This is a genomic window from Prosthecobacter fusiformis (assembly GCF_004364345.1).
Lineage (GTDB): Bacteria > Verrucomicrobiota > Verrucomicrobiia > Verrucomicrobiales > Verrucomicrobiaceae > Prosthecobacter > Prosthecobacter fusiformis.
Map to the genome: position 1 here is coordinate 43,747 of NZ_SOCA01000012.1, position 14,670 is coordinate 58,416.

The window sequence follows — 14,670 nt, forward strand, 5'->3', positions numbered from 1 at the left end:
CCAGCGGGAGACTGAAAACCACCGGATACCCACCTACCCGGTGCCAATCAACGTCGCGTCCTGGAGGGACGCTGGTAACGTGCCCCTCTATCCCAGACTTCCCCGCCATCGCCCCTTCCGGCGTCCCTCCAGGACGCGACGCATGCGGGTAATTTTCGCGGCCTGCTTCCGGTGGTTCCCGGTCGCTACGCGCCCTCCACCACCGGCTATTTTCCACGCTCCCGCCGGGAGCTTCATGAGGTGCCTTGCGCAGAGGAGGAACCCTCTTCAAAAAAAGATTCAAGCCGTGATCCTTCAGCCTCGTGTTCTGCGCATGGCATGGATAGACACACCCGATTAAACACACCTCACTCATGAACCCACTGCTCCGCACCCTCATCCTTTCACTGCTCTTCGGTCTCGGCCTAACCAGTTGTGACTCCATGAAGGACATCACTGGCAACCCGCGTTATCAAACCCTCATCGGCCGGGATGTCCGCACGCGCGTTCCAATGCGTTTGTATGATTACAATCGTCCAGGAAACCCCAACCCAAGCCTCTGCGATCTCACTTATACGACTGGCGGAAAGGCTTGCCTGGTCGGCACTCTCCCCGTCGGGCAGGTGGTGCGGTTCAATCAGGTGATACGATATAAAAGCACGTATTACACTGAAGACGACCTCCAAGGTGAATTGGTTTACAGGGGGAAGCGCTACCAGATCAAATACAGAACCCAGCTCCATCAGGGCAACGAGATCTGGTTGAGGCTCTTTGATGAAGACTTCGATGCGCCACGCCCGCCGCCGGAGAGTTATCCAAAGGAGTTTCGGTAAACACACCTCCTCCATGAATCCACTGCTTCGCACCCTCATCCTGTCACTACTCTTCGGCCTCGGCCTAACCAGTTGTGACTCTGTTCGTGACATCACTGACAACCCGCGTTATCAAACCCTCATCGGTCGCGATGTGCGCACGCGCGTTCCCATGCGCTTGTATAACATCAATGCTCCAGGGATTCCCAATCCCACTCCTTGTGAACTCACTCAGACTAGATTCGGAAATAACAGTCTGGTAGGCACGCTACCCCCTGGACAAGTGGTTAGGTTTAACCAGGTGATTCGCTGGAGCAACATCTACTACACTGATGACGACCTCTACGGTGAACTGGTGTACAAAGGGAAGCGCTACCAGTTCAAATACAGCACCCTGCTCCATCAGGGCAACGAGATCTGGTTGAGGCTCTTTGATGAAGACTTCGATGCGCCGCGCCCGCCGCCGGAGAGTTATCCGAAGGAGTTTCGGTAACGAAGGTGGTCGTGGAGCGCACGCGCCTGTCCCGCGCCTGTCCCGCGACTGCGGCGATCTCGCGTGCCGTTCCTCGCGTCTCGCGGGGAACCGTTCTCAGGCGTCGCTGTGCCCTGTTCGCCTTAACAAAAAGGGTGGGTGCTTCCCCATCACCAGCCGCAGTTAGGAGCAGGCACTATACCCCGCGTATCTCCGATCACGGTTTTCCGCGAGACGCAGAAAACTGCAGGCGAGACGCCCGCGCTCCAGGATAATCCCCGTTCGCTCCCCTCCCTGCTTTTCGAACGCTGCAGAACGCTACGTCGCGGGCAAGATCGCCGCAGTCGCGGGACTAAGCGCCCGCGCTCCAGGACCACCCCTCCACAAAAAAGCGGCGCCTTCTTTTCAGAAAGCACCGCTTTTCAAAATCACAGTTGGTTAGACCTGGAGGCTCACTTTTCCACGATCTGGAGGTTGCGCATCCACACCTTGTCGTGATGGTCCGTCAGCATGATGCGGCCTTTGCCGGGGGCGAAGCCTTCTTTTTTGGCAAACTTGCTCTTGGCGATCATTGCCTTCCACTCGTCCGTCTTCGTATCTGCCTCACACACCAGCTTGCCATTCAGGTAGTGCTGGATCTTGCCGTCCTGCACCAGCACGCGGCTGCTGTTCCACTGGCCAGGGGCGTTCAGCGGCTTGTCCGCCACCGGGGCCTTGATGTCGTAAATGGAGCCCGTGGTGTGGCTGCCGCCCTTCATCCCGTCCGGATGCTTCTTGTCGTCGATCATCTGGTACTCGATGCCCAGCCACTCCTTATTATTCACCTTGGTGACCCAATATTTGATGCCGTTATTCCCGGCCTCCTCCACCTTCCATTCCCAGGTGAGGTCAAAATTGGTGTACTCTTTTTCAGACAGCAGATTGCCACCGCCGGTGCCATTGAGGTGGAGTTCACCGTTTTCCACCACCCAGCCTGCGCCGGGCTTGGCACCATCCGGCCCGGTCCAGCCGGCCAGGGTTTTGCCATCAAAGAGGGACACCGCATCTGCGGCGATGAGAGGGGCTGCGCCGAGGGCGAGCAGGAGGACGAACAAAGGGGCTTTCATAGGGTTGGGAACGGGCATTTTAGAGATAGGAAGGCGGCTGGCAAGCGATGAGCACAGCCACTTCCCCTCCCCAAAACGTAAAATTTCACCTGCTCTGTGCAAGAGTCTGGCTAAGCTACCAAAAAACATGGTCACAGAGGAGACGCCCCCCGCATCATCCACGCCCCCGTGGGAGGCCAAAAAAGCGCCTTCGAAGCGCGGCCTGGCCCGTAAAATCATCCTCTGGGGCAGCGCCATCGGCGTCCTGGCCCTCGTCATCTATGGGCTGAAACCCCGGCCCGTGGAGGTGGAGCTGGCGGAAGTACGCCGCGCCCCGCTGACCGTGCACGTCATGGAGGAGGGGAAAACCCGCATCCGCAACCGCTACATCGTGGCCGCCCCCGTCACCGGCAGCATGCGCCGCGTGACGCTGAAAGCGGGCGATGCCGTCACCGCCGGGGAGACCGTGCTCACCAGCATCGAGCCCGGCATCGCCCCCCTGCTGGATGCCCGCAGCCAGGCCCAGACAGAGGCCCGCATCGCCTCGGCCGAGGCCTCCCTCAGCCAGGCGGAGCAGTCCCTGGAGATGACGCGCACCGCGGCCCGCTTTGCCCAGACGAACTGGGACCGCGTGAAAGGCACCGCTGCCGCCGCCAGCATCTCCGCCAATGATCGCGACAACATCGAGCGCGAGGCCCTGATGCGCCAGCGGGAGGTGCGCGCGCAGGAATTCGCCATCCAGGTGGCCACCTATGAGCTCACCGCCGCCAAGGCCGCCCTCATCCAGATGAATACCCCCGGCAGCACCGGCCAGCCCATCGAGGTGCGCGCCCCCGTCAGCGGCCGCGTCCTGCGGGTGGACCAGGAAAGCGCGCAGATCATCGCCGCAGGCACCGCCATCTTAGAGATCGGCGACCCCACAGACCTCGAGATCGAAGCCGAAATCCTCTCCCGCGATGCCGTCACCATCCGCCCCGGTGCCCCCGTGAGTGTGGAGCAATGGGGTGGCGATGCCCCCCTGAAGGCCACCGTCCGCCTCGTGGAGCCCGCTGCCTTCACCAAGGTCTCCGCCCTGGGTGTGGAGGAGCAGCGCGTCATCGTCCTATGCGACCTGGACCCCGCCGCCGCCAAAACCACCGCCCTGGGCGACCGCTACCGCGTGGAAGTACGCGTGGCCATCTGGCATGAGGACGACGTCTTGCAAGTGCCCAGCGGAGCCCTCTTCCGTGAAGGCTCCGCCTGGAAAACCTTTTTGTTAGACCAGGACCGCGCCAAAAACATCCCCGTGGAAACCGGCCGCACCGATGGCAAATGGACCCAAGTCCTCAAAGGCCTCCAGCCCGGCGACCGCGTCCTCCTCCAACCCCCCGACATCGTCGCCGACGGCTCCCAAGTCATCGAGCGCCAGTGAGGCCATGGAGCGCCGACGCCCCCGTCCCCCATGGAGCGCGGGCGTCCTCGCCTGCCGTCTTGTGCGTCCCGCGCAAGACCGTTCTAGCGCCCCCGTCCCCCATGGAGCGCCGACGCCCCGTCGGCACTCAGAAACCAGTGCGCAGTTCTCAGTGCTCACATAAGAGCACCCGTATCCATCCAAAGATTTCGCCCACCCATTCCCTGCCTTTACTCGGATGCGGCATAAAAATGATGCTTAAATTTGATTTTCCCACCGCTTGCCTTTAGAGGCCTCTTTTAGCCCCTGACTCATCCCCCCATGCACGCCGCCAGCTCCCCCACCCACCGCTGTCTCGAAGCCCTGGAGCCCCGCATTGCTCCCGCTGGCATCGTCGCCGTCACGTTCAAAGGCGGCCACCTGACCCTCAGCGGCGATGGCGAGGCCAACCTCGTGGCTATCGAGGGCGGAGGCAGCGGCCTCTGGTTCATCTCAGATCCAGTCAGCGGCACCCAGTTTAAACTCAATGGTGAGGAAGCCACCTCAGAGCTCTACCTCCCGGTCACCGGAAACCTCAAAGTCAATCTCCAGGGTGGAGATGACAACCTGCAGCTCTTTAACCTCAGGATCGGAGGGTCCGTCACCCTCAAAGATAGCGAAGGGCGTGAAAGCATCAGCATGCTCGGCAATGAGGTCAATGGAGCCGTCCACCTGGACACCGGCATGGGGGATGACATCATTCAGTTAGGTACTTCAAGCTACGGCGAGCTAGCCAACCAATTCAACAGCAGCCTCACCATCAAGACCGGCAGCGGCAGCGACAACGTCACCGTGGCCCGGGGCAGCTACCGAAACATCTCCGCCGACCTCGGCACCGGGTCTGACAACTTCGCTCTGAGCGATGAATACTATCATGGAGCTATCTATGTTTTAGGCAATGTCACCATCATTGGCCGTGGCGAAACCGACGGTGCCAGTTCCATCGCCCTCGGATCCGAAACCTTCCTCGTCACAGGCAACGTGAAGGCCCAACTCGGCACCGGCACAGGCCAGCTTGAACTGAATCGCCTGGGACAGAGTGGTCGCTCCACCATCAACGGAAATTTCAGCTATCAAGGGGCTACTGGCAGCGACAACATTTATTTGAGAGATAACATCACCGTCGGCGGCAAGTTGGATCTAAAAATGGGCAAGGGAGACAGTCAATTCGATGGCGATAGTCGGCTGGATCTCACCGCAGGCTCCCTCAACTACACAGCAGGCACAGGAACAAATTATGGAGGCTTAGACGGCATCACATTCACCATTGTTAAAGATGCCGTTTTTAACATGGCCTCAACCACGGACAGCATGTTCTCCATTTCCATGGAAGATGCTATCACCGTGGGGGGTGGCCTGAGCTACAAAGGTGGCAAAGGCGGCAACGAATTTTCAATCGTTAGCGAAGTTGTCGATATTCATGGTCGCCTCCAGTTCAGCAGTACCCGCAGCATGAACAACGGCTTCACACTGGACGCCGATAGCGCCCTCATCGGCTCATTCTACTATTACGGCAGCCGCGGCGGAGATATCCTGAACATCGGTGACTTCTACAGTCAAACCACCCTGGGCATCCAAATTTTAGGCAAGACCTACCTGGCTATGGGCAGCTACGAAAGCAACGAACTGCGCGTGACCGATACCATCTTCAGGGGCAGCGTCTCCATCTATTCAGGCACCACCAAGGGTGAGGACTATGAGCGCACGGAAATCGTCCAGATGATCGACAGTGCCTTCCAGGACTATCTTTACATCAGCCAAAGCGGCACCCAGAACAGCAACGTGTACCTGCATAACAACACGTATTTCAAAACCACCTCCATTTATACCGGTCGCGGCAATGACACCGTCATCATGGGCAACATGACCGAAAACCTGGGCAACACCCATCGGTCTAACCTCTTTTACGGTGCCGTCAAAATCATCCTCGGAGCCGGCAACGACACCGTCATCCTCGGCAGCAATGATGATGGCCTGATTCAAGTGGGCAACGTGTTTAATTCCTCCGTTTACCTCTACGGCGGCTCAGGTACTGAAGACACCGCCGTCTACCAGACTTCATTCACCAACAAGTTCAACGGCCGCCTCACCGCCCGTGCCTTTGACATCATCAACTAGCACCCTGGAGCGCCGACGAGCCGTCGGCATTCAGAAGCCAGTGCTCAGTCCTCAGTGCGCAGTTCTCAGATAAGAGTGCACGTCCGCCATGGAGCGCGGGCGTCCTCGCCTGCCGTCTTGTGCGTCCCGCGCAAGACCGTTCTAGCGGCCCCGTCCGCCACCATGGAGCGCCGACGCCCCGTCGGCATTCAGAAACCAGTGCTCAGTCCTCAGTGCGCAGTTCTCAGATAAGAGTGCACACGTCCGCCATGGAGCGCGGGCGTCCTCGCCTTCCGTCTTGTGCGTCCGGCGCAAGACCGTTCTAGCAGCCCCGTCCGCCACCATGGAGCGCCGACGCCCCCGTCGGCATTCAGAAACCAGTGCTCAGATAGAGTGCGCCCCTAGCCAAGCCCATACGACCTATCCGTCCTATAAGCCCTATTCCCCCTTCCAACTGAGCACCGAGCACCGAGCACCGAGCACCGAGCACCGAGCACCGAGCACTAATATCCCCCCGCCGCAGCCAGCCCCCCTACTCCAGCCCCAGCCCCTTCTTCGCTCCTGCGATGTCCGGAGACCGCCCGTGCACATTTGCCGCGCTATCCCCCACCACCACGCCTAGCTCCCCGGTGAGCTGATAAGGCGGAGCCGTCTCTTCCGCCGCTGCCCGGCGCTGCATCTTCAAGCCATAGAGCTCCGCCAGTTGATCACACACCCGCTGGCGCACCGCCAGCAGGCGGGGATCATCCCGCGCCCGGCTGGCATCTTCCAGGATGGACACCAGGCGGTCCCGCAGCTCCTCCCGCACCGCGTGAAAGTCCGCCTCCGCCCTGGGGGCACGCGCTGCCAGCCGGGCGCGCATCTCCGCACACAGCGCCATCACCTCCGCCCCCGCCAGACCTAACAGCCGCCCCGTCTCCCCCACACTGCGGCCCTGCACCACATGCAGCTCCCACACACGCTCCCCCGGTCCCAGGCCCAGTTCCTGCGCCCACTCCAGCCAGCGTGAAAAGCCCCCGTCAAAGGCCCGCCCCACCATCGGTTCACCGCCCACATCCTCACCAGACACATCACCCGTCAGCCCCACTTCCGGCGCATCCTCCTCCCCGGCGGCCACCTTCTTCACCCGACCCTTGGACATTGACTTCGGCTTCATCATGGTTCATTATAAAACATTATTTATCACCATGCCAACAATCCTTCACAACGCCGCTGAAAAACGCACCCTCATCAAGCAATGGGAAGCCACCGCCATCGGCCTCAAAGATGCCGAGGAGCGGGACCTCGTCCGCTACAGCAGCATGACCTGCTGGCGCAACTGGACCTGCCGTGAAGCCCTTTACGACTTCGCCCAACAGTCCGCCCAGGCCCGCCCCATCCTCGTCCGCGTGGACCACAAACGCATGGCCCTCTTCACCCCCCGACGCAGCCAGTAGCCACGCGCTCCAGGGTGACTGGTGCGTGCGCTCCAGTCCAACACACCCCGGCATTCATCGAAAGCGAATAAACATTCACCCGGCCAATGCGGCCACGGGGTGCGTTGCATGGGTATGAGCATGACCATCCATCCAACCAGGGATGAGTCCGCGATCCGCGCTGAACTTGAAGCGTGGTCCGAATCCATCCGCCATAAGGACGTCGAAGGCGTCCTATCTCATTTTGCTGACCAGACCGTGCGTTTTTTCCTGGCACCGCCGCTGGAGACGGAGACGCCGCTGCGGGATAACCTGGAAAGCTGGTTCCGCACTTTCAATGGCAATCTTTGCTATGAGATCCGCCAGCTCGTGGTGACGGAAAGTGCGGGCCTGGCCTGCACGAACAGTTTGAACCGCATCACGGGCACGAAGCAAGATGGGCAAAAGACGAACCTGTGGTTCCGCCAGACGTTGGTGCTGCGGTTCATTGAGGAACGCTGGCGCATCATCCACATCCATGAATCCGTGCCCTTTTACATGGACGGCACCTACCGCGCCGCTGCGGACTTGCAGCCCACTTCTTTAGGTTAGGCCGAAAGGAGGGAGTTGAGCGGGGCCGGCGTTGTGCTTCATGGGGAGGACCTATGCGTCCTATACGACTTATCCGTCCTATTAGCCCTATGCCCTTGCGTTCCCCCAACTGAGCAGCGAGCACACTTCCAAATGTGATGATTCAATAACGTTGGCTGCGCAGGCGCATGCGGCAGGCACGTAGCTCGATTTTCCAAAATCGAGAGGCCCCGAATGCACTGCCGGTGTGCCTTTTTCTTGCCCCTTTCTTTCGGTCATGGCGATGGAAAGGCGGCCGCCAGTCCCAGCGACGCTCTCAATATTGGAATATTGAGCTACGTCACGGCTCGCTTTGCCGGTGGGAACTGGAAAGCTACTTTGATTAACACCCTCGCAATCGCCAGTATTTGGCTGAGCACTCCACTACCAACCCCCTCACTACTTCGTGCGGATGCTGCTGCTGGTGGTATCCGCTGGGGCGATCTTCGGGCGTGAGCTTTTGTAGCTGGCTCCGGTGCTGTTGTCCGCAGCATCTGGCGCGGCGGGTTTATCCAGGCCTTTTTTGCCGCCTTCTTTGCTGAATTCCAAGACGGCTTTTTTGGCGTCGTCGATGGCTTCGGCCTTCAGGTCTTCCTTGAGATTGCGCAGGGATTCATTGGCCAGGGCTACGGCCTGGGCGGGGGCAGGGGGCTGGGCCAGGACGCGGCTGCGGGCGGAGGCCACGTTCACGTCCAGGCTCATGTCCTCCAGCTTGCCGGCCAGGGTGGCCATTTTGGCGGAGTCGAAGTTTTTGTGGCTGAGGCCCTGCACTTCTTTCTCCAGCTGCTTCACCTCGGCCTTGATGACGGGGTGCAGGTGCTCTTTCATCAGCGCACGCTCCACCTGGTTCAGCTCTCCTGGCGTCAGGTCACGATCCAGCGCAGTATCGGCAGCTTGGGCGGCCAGGGTTTGAATGTCCATGTCCAGGCTGCCGGGTGGGCCGTAGGTATCGGGATCTTCCACCAGCAGCTTGGCGGCTTCCGCCTGGATGGCGGCCATGGCGGCGGGGTCCAGTTTTTCATGAGCCAGCGGTCGGCTGTTGCGCATCTCCATGCCTTCGGCCTGGGCCTTGATGTCCTTCATCAGGTGGCGTGCCTCATCCATGGCCTGGGATTCAAATTCAAGCTGGGCATTTTCAGCAGCCAGGGCCGCATTGGCATCCTTGGCGATCTGTTGCCGCGAAACGGGCGGCAGGTTCATCGCGGCGGCGTGCAGCTCTGTCTGCTGAAGCTCGGTGCTGAGGTTTTGAAAACGCTCCGCCAGATCTGCGGCCGTTTGTGGATTGAAGCCCTGCTTGCCTGCGGCTTCCATGTCCTTCATCAGCGCATCCATCTGCTGGGTGAGGATGGGCGTCTGCACAGCGCTGGTGATGAAGCGCTCCAGCTGCATGGTCTCTTCCTTCTTGCACTTGCGGTCCAGGCCGCTGACCACCGCACCTTCGGCCACGCCTTTGAGGTCCATGTCCAGGCTGCCCCGCTTGCCATAGGGCTCGGCTTTGTCCTGGAGGATGTAGTTCAGCTCACGCTGGATTTTGGCCATGTCAGTCGCGCTCAGGGTCTCATTGCCCAAGGGCTGCTGGAGGCTGGTCTGCACATCCTGAACACGCTGTTTCATTCGAGTCAGCTCATCCTGCATAGCGGGGACGTTCACTGCCCCTGGCACGCCTGCACGCGCGGCCATGGGGTGCAACTGCTCCATCTCCTGGGTGATCTCGCGCAGGCGTTTGCTGGTCTCGTTTTCTTTGGAAAGGAAGGCCTCACGTGCGCCATCCACACTGCCATAGCGCAGGGAGCGGAGGACGAGGCCCTTGCTGGGGTCCTCCAGCTTTTGCAGGCGGTTTTGATAGCCGTCCAGCTTTGTCAAAAGCGCGGCTTTTTCCGCCTCCAGAGCCTGCATTTTTTGCTCCAGCACAGCCGGGCTGCGCACCGCCTGGGTGGCTGTTTCCGGCTGGCGGACACCATAGAGGTCCGGCTGGGAAATGCTGCCCATTTCCGCCGTGGCCTGGAACTTCACCGCGCCGCCCAGGTAGGAGGTCTTCGGGGTATATTGGCGGAGGTCGTTGGTGATGGCTCCCATGTCTTCTTTGGAAAGCTTGACCTCCCAGTCAGAGCGCTCACCGTTCGCTGCAGTGCCGATGGGCGGGATGGTGACACCTTCGGACCATTGCTGGGCAGCCACGATCGCCTTTTGTTGCTTGTCTATGGCCGCGTCGTAGGTCTGCTGATTGAATTCAGTGACGATTTCGATGCCTGCTGCCGCCGGATTGCGGATGGCGGCCTGTAGCTCCTGCAGGCGCTGGCAGGCACCATTCACCTCCTCCTGCGTCAGGGCATTGCAGCCTTGCGGCACCGGCAGGGTGCGCAGCATGCGCTCCATCTCCTGGGGATTCATGGCCAGTACCTTTTTGGCAGTGTCCATATGGATCTGCTGCGGCAGGGTGCCCACGGCGTTGCACTTCACCTCCCCCCATCCGGCATAGACATCGGCGCGGTCAGCACGGGGAAAGGCCAGGTCATTGTCAATGCCCATCACCTTTCCCGTATCCGGATTGATGACGATGTTTCCTTCATGTCGGTCGATCTGGCCGGTGATGTAATCCGTCACCTCCAGGTCGCTGAGGCCTTTTTGGATGCGTGGGTCCCGGTAGTCCACATTCAGCGCGCACAGCACATCAGCGCCGCCCCCTTGCGGCGTCACCTTTGTCAGCACCTGAGCACCGTCCACCTCCACACTCAGGCCCATGAGCTGGCCCTGGGCATTGCGGGTATAGCCCTCCTGCGCCACGCAGTTCAGCCCCAGCATATCATCCACCTTGCTGCTGGCCACCGCACGCGCCAGCAGGCCGCGGTCACGGTCCGCCGCATTCGCCTTCGTCCAGTTGCGGTCATCTTGATCCGCCGGTTTGGGGAAAAGTCGTGCGCTGGCATAAGTGACCTCTTCAGCCGCCTTCCGGGCAGCGGACGTGCTGACATCATACTGCGGTTTGGCAAAGCCGCGTCTCTCCCCGGTCTCGCCCACGGCCATGTTTTCCGGCATCTCCACCAGGAAGGTCACACTGGCCTGGCCGGCGGAGCTGAGCTGCCTGACATTGGCCTGGGAGGAATCGATGACTTCTGCGGATTTCGAGGGCATAAAAAGAGGGAGATAACGTTTTGCGCGCCCCACCGCCAGCGCGGCCATTCCTGCCGCCCCCGCCTGTGAAGCTGCCTAAATTATCCCTCCTCCTCCCGCCTGTGACAAAAAAGATTTCTGTGGGAATGCAAATAAACAGACACGCGTGAGTACTCGCCTGCGCCTCTAAATTGTCATTCCCGCACGCCCTTCTTCACAGCCCCGCCAGATGATTCACGCAGATCTGCGACCAGCTCTCCAGGCTGTCCTTTTGCGCCAGCAGCTCATCCAGCGTCACAAAGCGCAGGTCCTGGATGGCGTCTTCATTGGACTTCACATCGTCCGTGCTTAACTCAAAGACATGCACCACACCCAGATGCACACTGCCGACTTCGCTGGAATCATCATTGATTAGGCCGATGACCGTCTGCGTGTGCGCGCCGCCCAGTTGCAGTTCCTCGGTGATCTCGCGCTCGATGCTGTTGAAGTACATCGCCTCGCCCATTTCATCCTGCGTCTGGTCCACCGGATTGATGTGGCCGCCGATGCCGATGCTACGCTTGGCCACCAGTCGCTTTTCACCCGAGCTGCCGCCGCGTGTGTAGCTGAGGAAACGGTCCTCGAATTTAAAAATGGAATACGGGATGAGCTGCTTGTGCGTGGGATCCGCCTCCGCCGCCGGACGCTCCATGAAAAAATTGGCCCCATGCGCCAGCATTGCCCCCAGATAACGGTCCACCTCCGGCTGAAAACCTTGAAAGCTGCCGAGGGAATCAAAAAGTGCGCGGGGGATGACGAGGACGTGTTCCATGAGAGCCGCGAGTGTGCCGCTGACCAGCGCCGGGTCAATCCAGAAAGCAACCTCGATTGTTTTGTAGCCACCATGTTTTGTAGTCCCGGCTTCAGCCGGTACTTTCTCAAACAAAACCCCAATACGCCCGCACCCGCAGGGCAGAGGACCTTCCTTTTCCAGCAGGCTACATCACGCTTTTATCTTGAGCCACACGCCCCGGTCTGAAATAACAGATGCATGAACGGCCTACCCCGCTGGCTTTATTTCCTGCCTGCACTCATCGCCATCGTCTGGCTCGGCTGGTGGCTCTTTGGCCGGTCACCCACCACGCAGATCCTGGCCGCGCAGCAGAAATTCCTCATCGCGGTGGAGGGGCGGGATTGGAAAGAAGTCCGCTCCATGCTGGCCACCGATTATGCAGACTCCTATGGCCTCACGCAGGAGACCGCTCCCGCTACTGCGGCAGAGATCATGCAGGGCTTTCTCTTCCTGACCCTCAGGACCGAGGTGCAGCCCTTTCAGCCCACGGCGGACCGGGCGGCCGTGCGCGTGCGCATTCAAATGGAAGGCCAGGGCCTCGGTTTCAGCCCCATGATCATCAGCCGCGTCAATGCCATGCCTGAGCCCTGGCATTTCATCTGGCGCAAAGATGGCCCCTGGCATTGGAGCTGGAAAATCATCCGCATCCATCAGAGCGACCTGCCCTTGCCCGCCGCCTCCCAATAAATCAGAAGCGGATAAAATGCCCAGTGCCGCCACATTCCCTCACCGCCACCAGTTCCAAGGATACGCCTTGCCCTGCGGGCCAAAGGCCGACACTGCCCGCCCCATCGCCTCCGCCTTGCTCCCGCGCACACCGGATTGGTGCAGGCGCTCGCGGAAGTGCTCATGCACCACGCCCGCAGGCGGTGCCACCGGCAGCACCACCAGCTTCATCCTCAGCCAGGCCGAGCCACCCGCCAGCAGATCGCATAAAAAATCATGCTCCAGCGCAGGCAGCGTACATAGCCCGTCTGGTAGGTAGTTAAACGGCGGTCCCCATAGCAGCGGCGGCACGGATGCCTTGTCAAATTCATATCCCTTCGGGATACGAAACACCCGCCCCCGGTCCGGCCCTGCCGCCAGAATGAATTCATAGTCCTCTCCCAGCCTCCACAGCGGCCCACGCACCCACCGGCATAGGAAACGCGGCAGCAGCCCAAACCCCAGCGCCGCATCCCGCAGCGGAATGATCCGCGGACCCCGGCCCTCATTGGCCCCGTCCATTTCGTTAGTGTCAGTATTCATCATAAAATATCATTAAATTATTCATGGCACTTCTCATCCCTGTCTTGTTCCTTGCCCCCATTCCATCTCCCTCAGCCTCCTCCCCCAAGGAGGCCTCCCGGATGAAGACAAGGAACAAGACAGGGATGAAATGCCCCTTTCTCTTTTCCACTCCCGCCCCTCACTTGGACCGCCGCCGCAGGCTGATGATCGTCACCACCCCCACCGCCACGCCGACCCCCAGGGAAAGCATGCGCATTCCCCACTCCATCTGCTCCTGCCAGGATGCCACCACCCCCATCAGTGGAGCCGTTATCCCGATCAGGCCTAACAAACCATCCTGCAAAATGGCCGCCGTTTGTTTCATCTCATTCATCATGTCAAAGGTTCATTTCTCGCCGCTTCCGTAGGCCTACTCGTTGCCCAGCCAAAGGATGTTCCCATGAATTTTACGCCCCTTCACCGCCCCACCTGGACAGAGGTGAAAAACCGCTTCGGGCAGAGTTATGGTGTACAAGGAATGATCGTTAAGGTGCTGACGGTGCGGGCATGAGACAGACTATCATTTGTATCCGACCCAGTTCGGTTCACATAAACTACAGAGGAGGTGGTGGAGTTCGTTATCAGCTCAACTGTATAGGTAACCTCATCCGTCGTCCCCGGCGTGTCCACCATCTCCATGATGACTGAATCCTGCCTCCCAGTCGAAGCAGGAAAAGCCATTGCATGCGCTCGTGTCCGCGCCGCATCCGTATTCCCCTGAACAATCGGCACGCCGCCCCGACAAAGCCGCAGACTGCCACCCACCCTACTGCTCGCCGTCCCGCTGCCCAGCCGAGCCGTGCCCACCGTCCCACTGGTCAGCGCACTCGCATTCAGCCCCGTCAGCGACGCTCCACTGCCAGTGGGTGCCAGCACATCCGTGCCGATCACCAGGCCCAGCGTCGCTCGTGCCGCCCCCGCGTTCACATCATCCACCAGCGTCAGTCCATAGGCGCTCACTGCGCTGCTCGCCAGCTTCTCCTCCAGCGCCGTATCCAGCCCCGTCACATCCGCCATCTCATGCTCATGTCCGTCCGGTGGGAATACCTCCGGCACCCCGCTGATCTTGCTCCACGCCAGCCCAGTCATCCATCCCGGATCATCGTAACTTCCAGTTAGCGAAACATAACCCACCGCCGCGCCAGAGACCGTCAGATAATCCGTCAGTTCCCCGCTTTGCGTCGCCAGAGTCCCCAGTCCCAGCGTCGCCCGCATTGCTGTCGCGTCCACATCATCCACCAGCGTCAGTCCATAGTCACTCACCGCCCCCGCATTCAGTTTTCCTTCCAGCGCTCCTTGCAGATCCGCCTGCTCCGTGATCGTTCCTTCGATGTCCCCCCACATCACCACGCCTCCGCCCGGTAGCACCGCCAGTTGCCCCTCGCTGTTAAAGCCCAGCACCTTTCCCGCCATCGGTGCCAGCCACCGCATCCCGCTGCCATCGCCTGCGTTCTTGATGGTTAGGCCCACACTGCCCGGCACCGGCAGTTGGGAAAAAACATGGCCGCTCACCAGCAACGTCACCGCCAGGGTCAGTCTCATTAATCGTGGAACAATAGA

Annotated in this window: 14 protein-coding genes; 7 read left to right on the forward strand and 7 right to left on the reverse strand. The window is 60.2% G+C overall.

What is annotated here, in order from left to right; translation table 11 throughout:
• Positions 1-353: 353 nt before the first annotated feature.
• Positions 354-812, forward strand: coding sequence for a hypothetical protein (locus EI77_RS20900; RefSeq protein WP_133797264.1), 459 nt, complete (start codon positions 354-356; stop codon positions 810-812).
• A gap of 13 nt (positions 813-825) precedes the next feature.
• Complete coding sequence (locus EI77_RS20905) at positions 826-1,284, forward strand: hypothetical protein (protein WP_133797265.1); 459 nt, start codon at positions 826-828, stop codon at positions 1,282-1,284.
• 431 nt (positions 1,285-1,715) lie between these two features.
• Here the strand turns inward: EI77_RS20905 and EI77_RS20910 are convergent, their stop codons facing one another.
• Complete coding sequence (locus EI77_RS20910) at positions 1,716-2,369, reverse strand: 3-keto-disaccharide hydrolase (protein ID WP_166647412.1); 654 nt, start codon at positions 2,367-2,369, stop codon at positions 1,716-1,718.
• A 127-nt stretch (positions 2,370-2,496) separates the two neighbouring features.
• Between EI77_RS20910 and EI77_RS20915 the strand changes: the two genes are divergently transcribed.
• Positions 2,497-3,759 (forward strand): efflux RND transporter periplasmic adaptor subunit, encoded by a 1,263-nt coding sequence (locus EI77_RS20915; RefSeq protein ID WP_166647413.1) that lies wholly within the window; start codon positions 2,497-2,499, stop codon positions 3,757-3,759.
• Between the two features lie 300 nt (positions 3,760-4,059).
• Positions 4,060-5,895, forward strand: a complete 1,836-nt coding sequence (locus EI77_RS20920; RefSeq protein WP_133797268.1) for a hypothetical protein — start codon at positions 4,060-4,062, stop codon at positions 5,893-5,895.
• 511 nt (positions 5,896-6,406) lie between these two features.
• Here the strand turns inward: EI77_RS20920 and EI77_RS20925 are convergent.
• A complete protein-coding gene (locus tag EI77_RS20925) occupies positions 6,407-7,033 on the reverse strand; it encodes a hypothetical protein (protein ID WP_133797269.1) in 627 nt (208 codons plus the stop codon).
• Positions 7,034-7,061: 28 nt separating this feature from the next.
• Between EI77_RS20925 and EI77_RS20930 the strand changes: the two genes are divergently transcribed.
• Positions 7,062-7,310, forward strand: coding sequence for a hypothetical protein (locus tag EI77_RS20930; protein WP_133797270.1), 249 nt, complete (start codon positions 7,062-7,064; stop codon positions 7,308-7,310).
• A gap of 120 nt (positions 7,311-7,430) precedes the next feature.
• Positions 7,431-7,880, forward strand: coding sequence for a YybH family protein (locus EI77_RS20935; RefSeq protein WP_166647414.1), 450 nt, complete (start codon positions 7,431-7,433; stop codon positions 7,878-7,880).
• A 417-nt stretch (positions 7,881-8,297) separates the two neighbouring features.
• On the opposite strand, the gene EI77_RS20940 is transcribed toward EI77_RS20935, so the two are convergent.
• Both EI77_RS20940 and EI77_RS20945 read right to left on the reverse strand, forming a co-directional pair.
• Positions 8,298-11,030: a hypothetical protein gene (locus EI77_RS20940; RefSeq protein ID WP_166647415.1), complete on the reverse strand. Its 2,733-nt coding sequence runs from the start codon at positions 11,028-11,030 to the stop codon at positions 8,298-8,300.
• A gap of 193 nt (positions 11,031-11,223) precedes the next feature.
• Positions 11,224-11,934, reverse strand: coding sequence for a hypothetical protein (locus EI77_RS20945; RefSeq protein WP_243838973.1), 711 nt, complete (start codon positions 11,932-11,934; stop codon positions 11,224-11,226).
• A 105-nt stretch (positions 11,935-12,039) separates the two neighbouring features.
• On the opposite strand from EI77_RS20945, the gene EI77_RS20950 reads away from it, so the two are divergent.
• Entirely contained in the window at positions 12,040-12,528 is a 489-nt protein-coding gene (locus EI77_RS20950) for a hypothetical protein (protein WP_133797273.1), read from the forward strand.
• A 39-nt stretch (positions 12,529-12,567) separates the two neighbouring features.
• Here EI77_RS20950 and EI77_RS20955 read toward each other — a convergent pair whose 3' ends face one another.
• The 3 genes from EI77_RS20955 to EI77_RS20965 form a co-directional block, all read right to left on the reverse strand.
• Positions 12,568-13,092, reverse strand: a complete 525-nt coding sequence (locus EI77_RS20955) for a DUF1353 domain-containing protein (protein WP_133797274.1) — start codon at positions 13,090-13,092, stop codon at positions 12,568-12,570.
• A 157-nt stretch (positions 13,093-13,249) separates the two neighbouring features.
• Complete coding sequence (locus tag EI77_RS20960; protein WP_133797275.1) at positions 13,250-13,447, reverse strand: hypothetical protein; 198 nt, start codon at positions 13,445-13,447, stop codon at positions 13,250-13,252.
• A gap of 125 nt (positions 13,448-13,572) precedes the next feature.
• The gene (locus tag EI77_RS20965) at positions 13,573-14,652 is read right to left on the reverse strand and encodes a hypothetical protein (RefSeq protein WP_133797276.1); all 1,080 of its coding nucleotides are present in this window, start codon (positions 14,650-14,652) and stop codon (positions 13,573-13,575) included.
• Between the last annotated feature and the right edge of the window lie 18 nt (positions 14,653-14,670).

Excerpts from the sequence above, each read along its gene's own strand:
- EI77_RS20905 (WP_133797265.1), top strand. The coding sequence starts at position 826 with ATGAATCCACTGCTTCGCACCCTCATCCTGTCACTACTCTTCGGCCTC.
- EI77_RS20910 (WP_166647412.1), bottom strand. The coding sequence starts at position 2,369 with ATGAAAGCCCCTTTGTTCGTCCTCCTGCTCGCCCTCGGCGCAGCCCCT.
- EI77_RS20960 (WP_133797275.1), bottom strand. The coding sequence starts at position 13,447 with ATGATGAATGAGATGAAACAAACGGCGGCCATTTTGCAGGATGGTTTG.
- EI77_RS20935 (WP_166647414.1), top strand. The coding sequence starts at position 7,431 with ATGACCATCCATCCAACCAGGGATGAGTCCGCGATCCGCGCTGAACTT.
- EI77_RS20940 (WP_166647415.1), bottom strand. The coding sequence starts at position 11,030 with ATGCCCTCGAAATCCGCAGAAGTCATCGATTCCTCCCAGGCCAATGTC.
- EI77_RS20920 (WP_133797268.1), top strand. The coding sequence starts at position 4,060 with ATGCACGCCGCCAGCTCCCCCACCCACCGCTGTCTCGAAGCCCTGGAG.
- EI77_RS20950 (WP_133797273.1), top strand. The coding sequence starts at position 12,040 with ATGAACGGCCTACCCCGCTGGCTTTATTTCCTGCCTGCACTCATCGCC.
- EI77_RS20930 (WP_133797270.1), top strand. The coding sequence starts at position 7,062 with ATGCCAACAATCCTTCACAACGCCGCTGAAAAACGCACCCTCATCAAG.
- EI77_RS20900 (WP_133797264.1), top strand. The coding sequence starts at position 354 with ATGAACCCACTGCTCCGCACCCTCATCCTTTCACTGCTCTTCGGTCTC.
- EI77_RS20965 (WP_133797276.1), bottom strand. The coding sequence starts at position 14,652 with ATGAGACTGACCCTGGCGGTGACGTTGCTGGTGAGCGGCCATGTTTTT.
- EI77_RS20925 (WP_133797269.1), bottom strand. The coding sequence starts at position 7,033 with ATGATGAAGCCGAAGTCAATGTCCAAGGGTCGGGTGAAGAAGGTGGCC.
- EI77_RS20915 (WP_166647413.1), top strand. The coding sequence starts at position 2,497 with ATGGTCACAGAGGAGACGCCCCCCGCATCATCCACGCCCCCGTGGGAG.
- EI77_RS20955 (WP_133797274.1), bottom strand. The coding sequence starts at position 13,092 with ATGATGAATACTGACACTAACGAAATGGACGGGGCCAATGAGGGCCGG.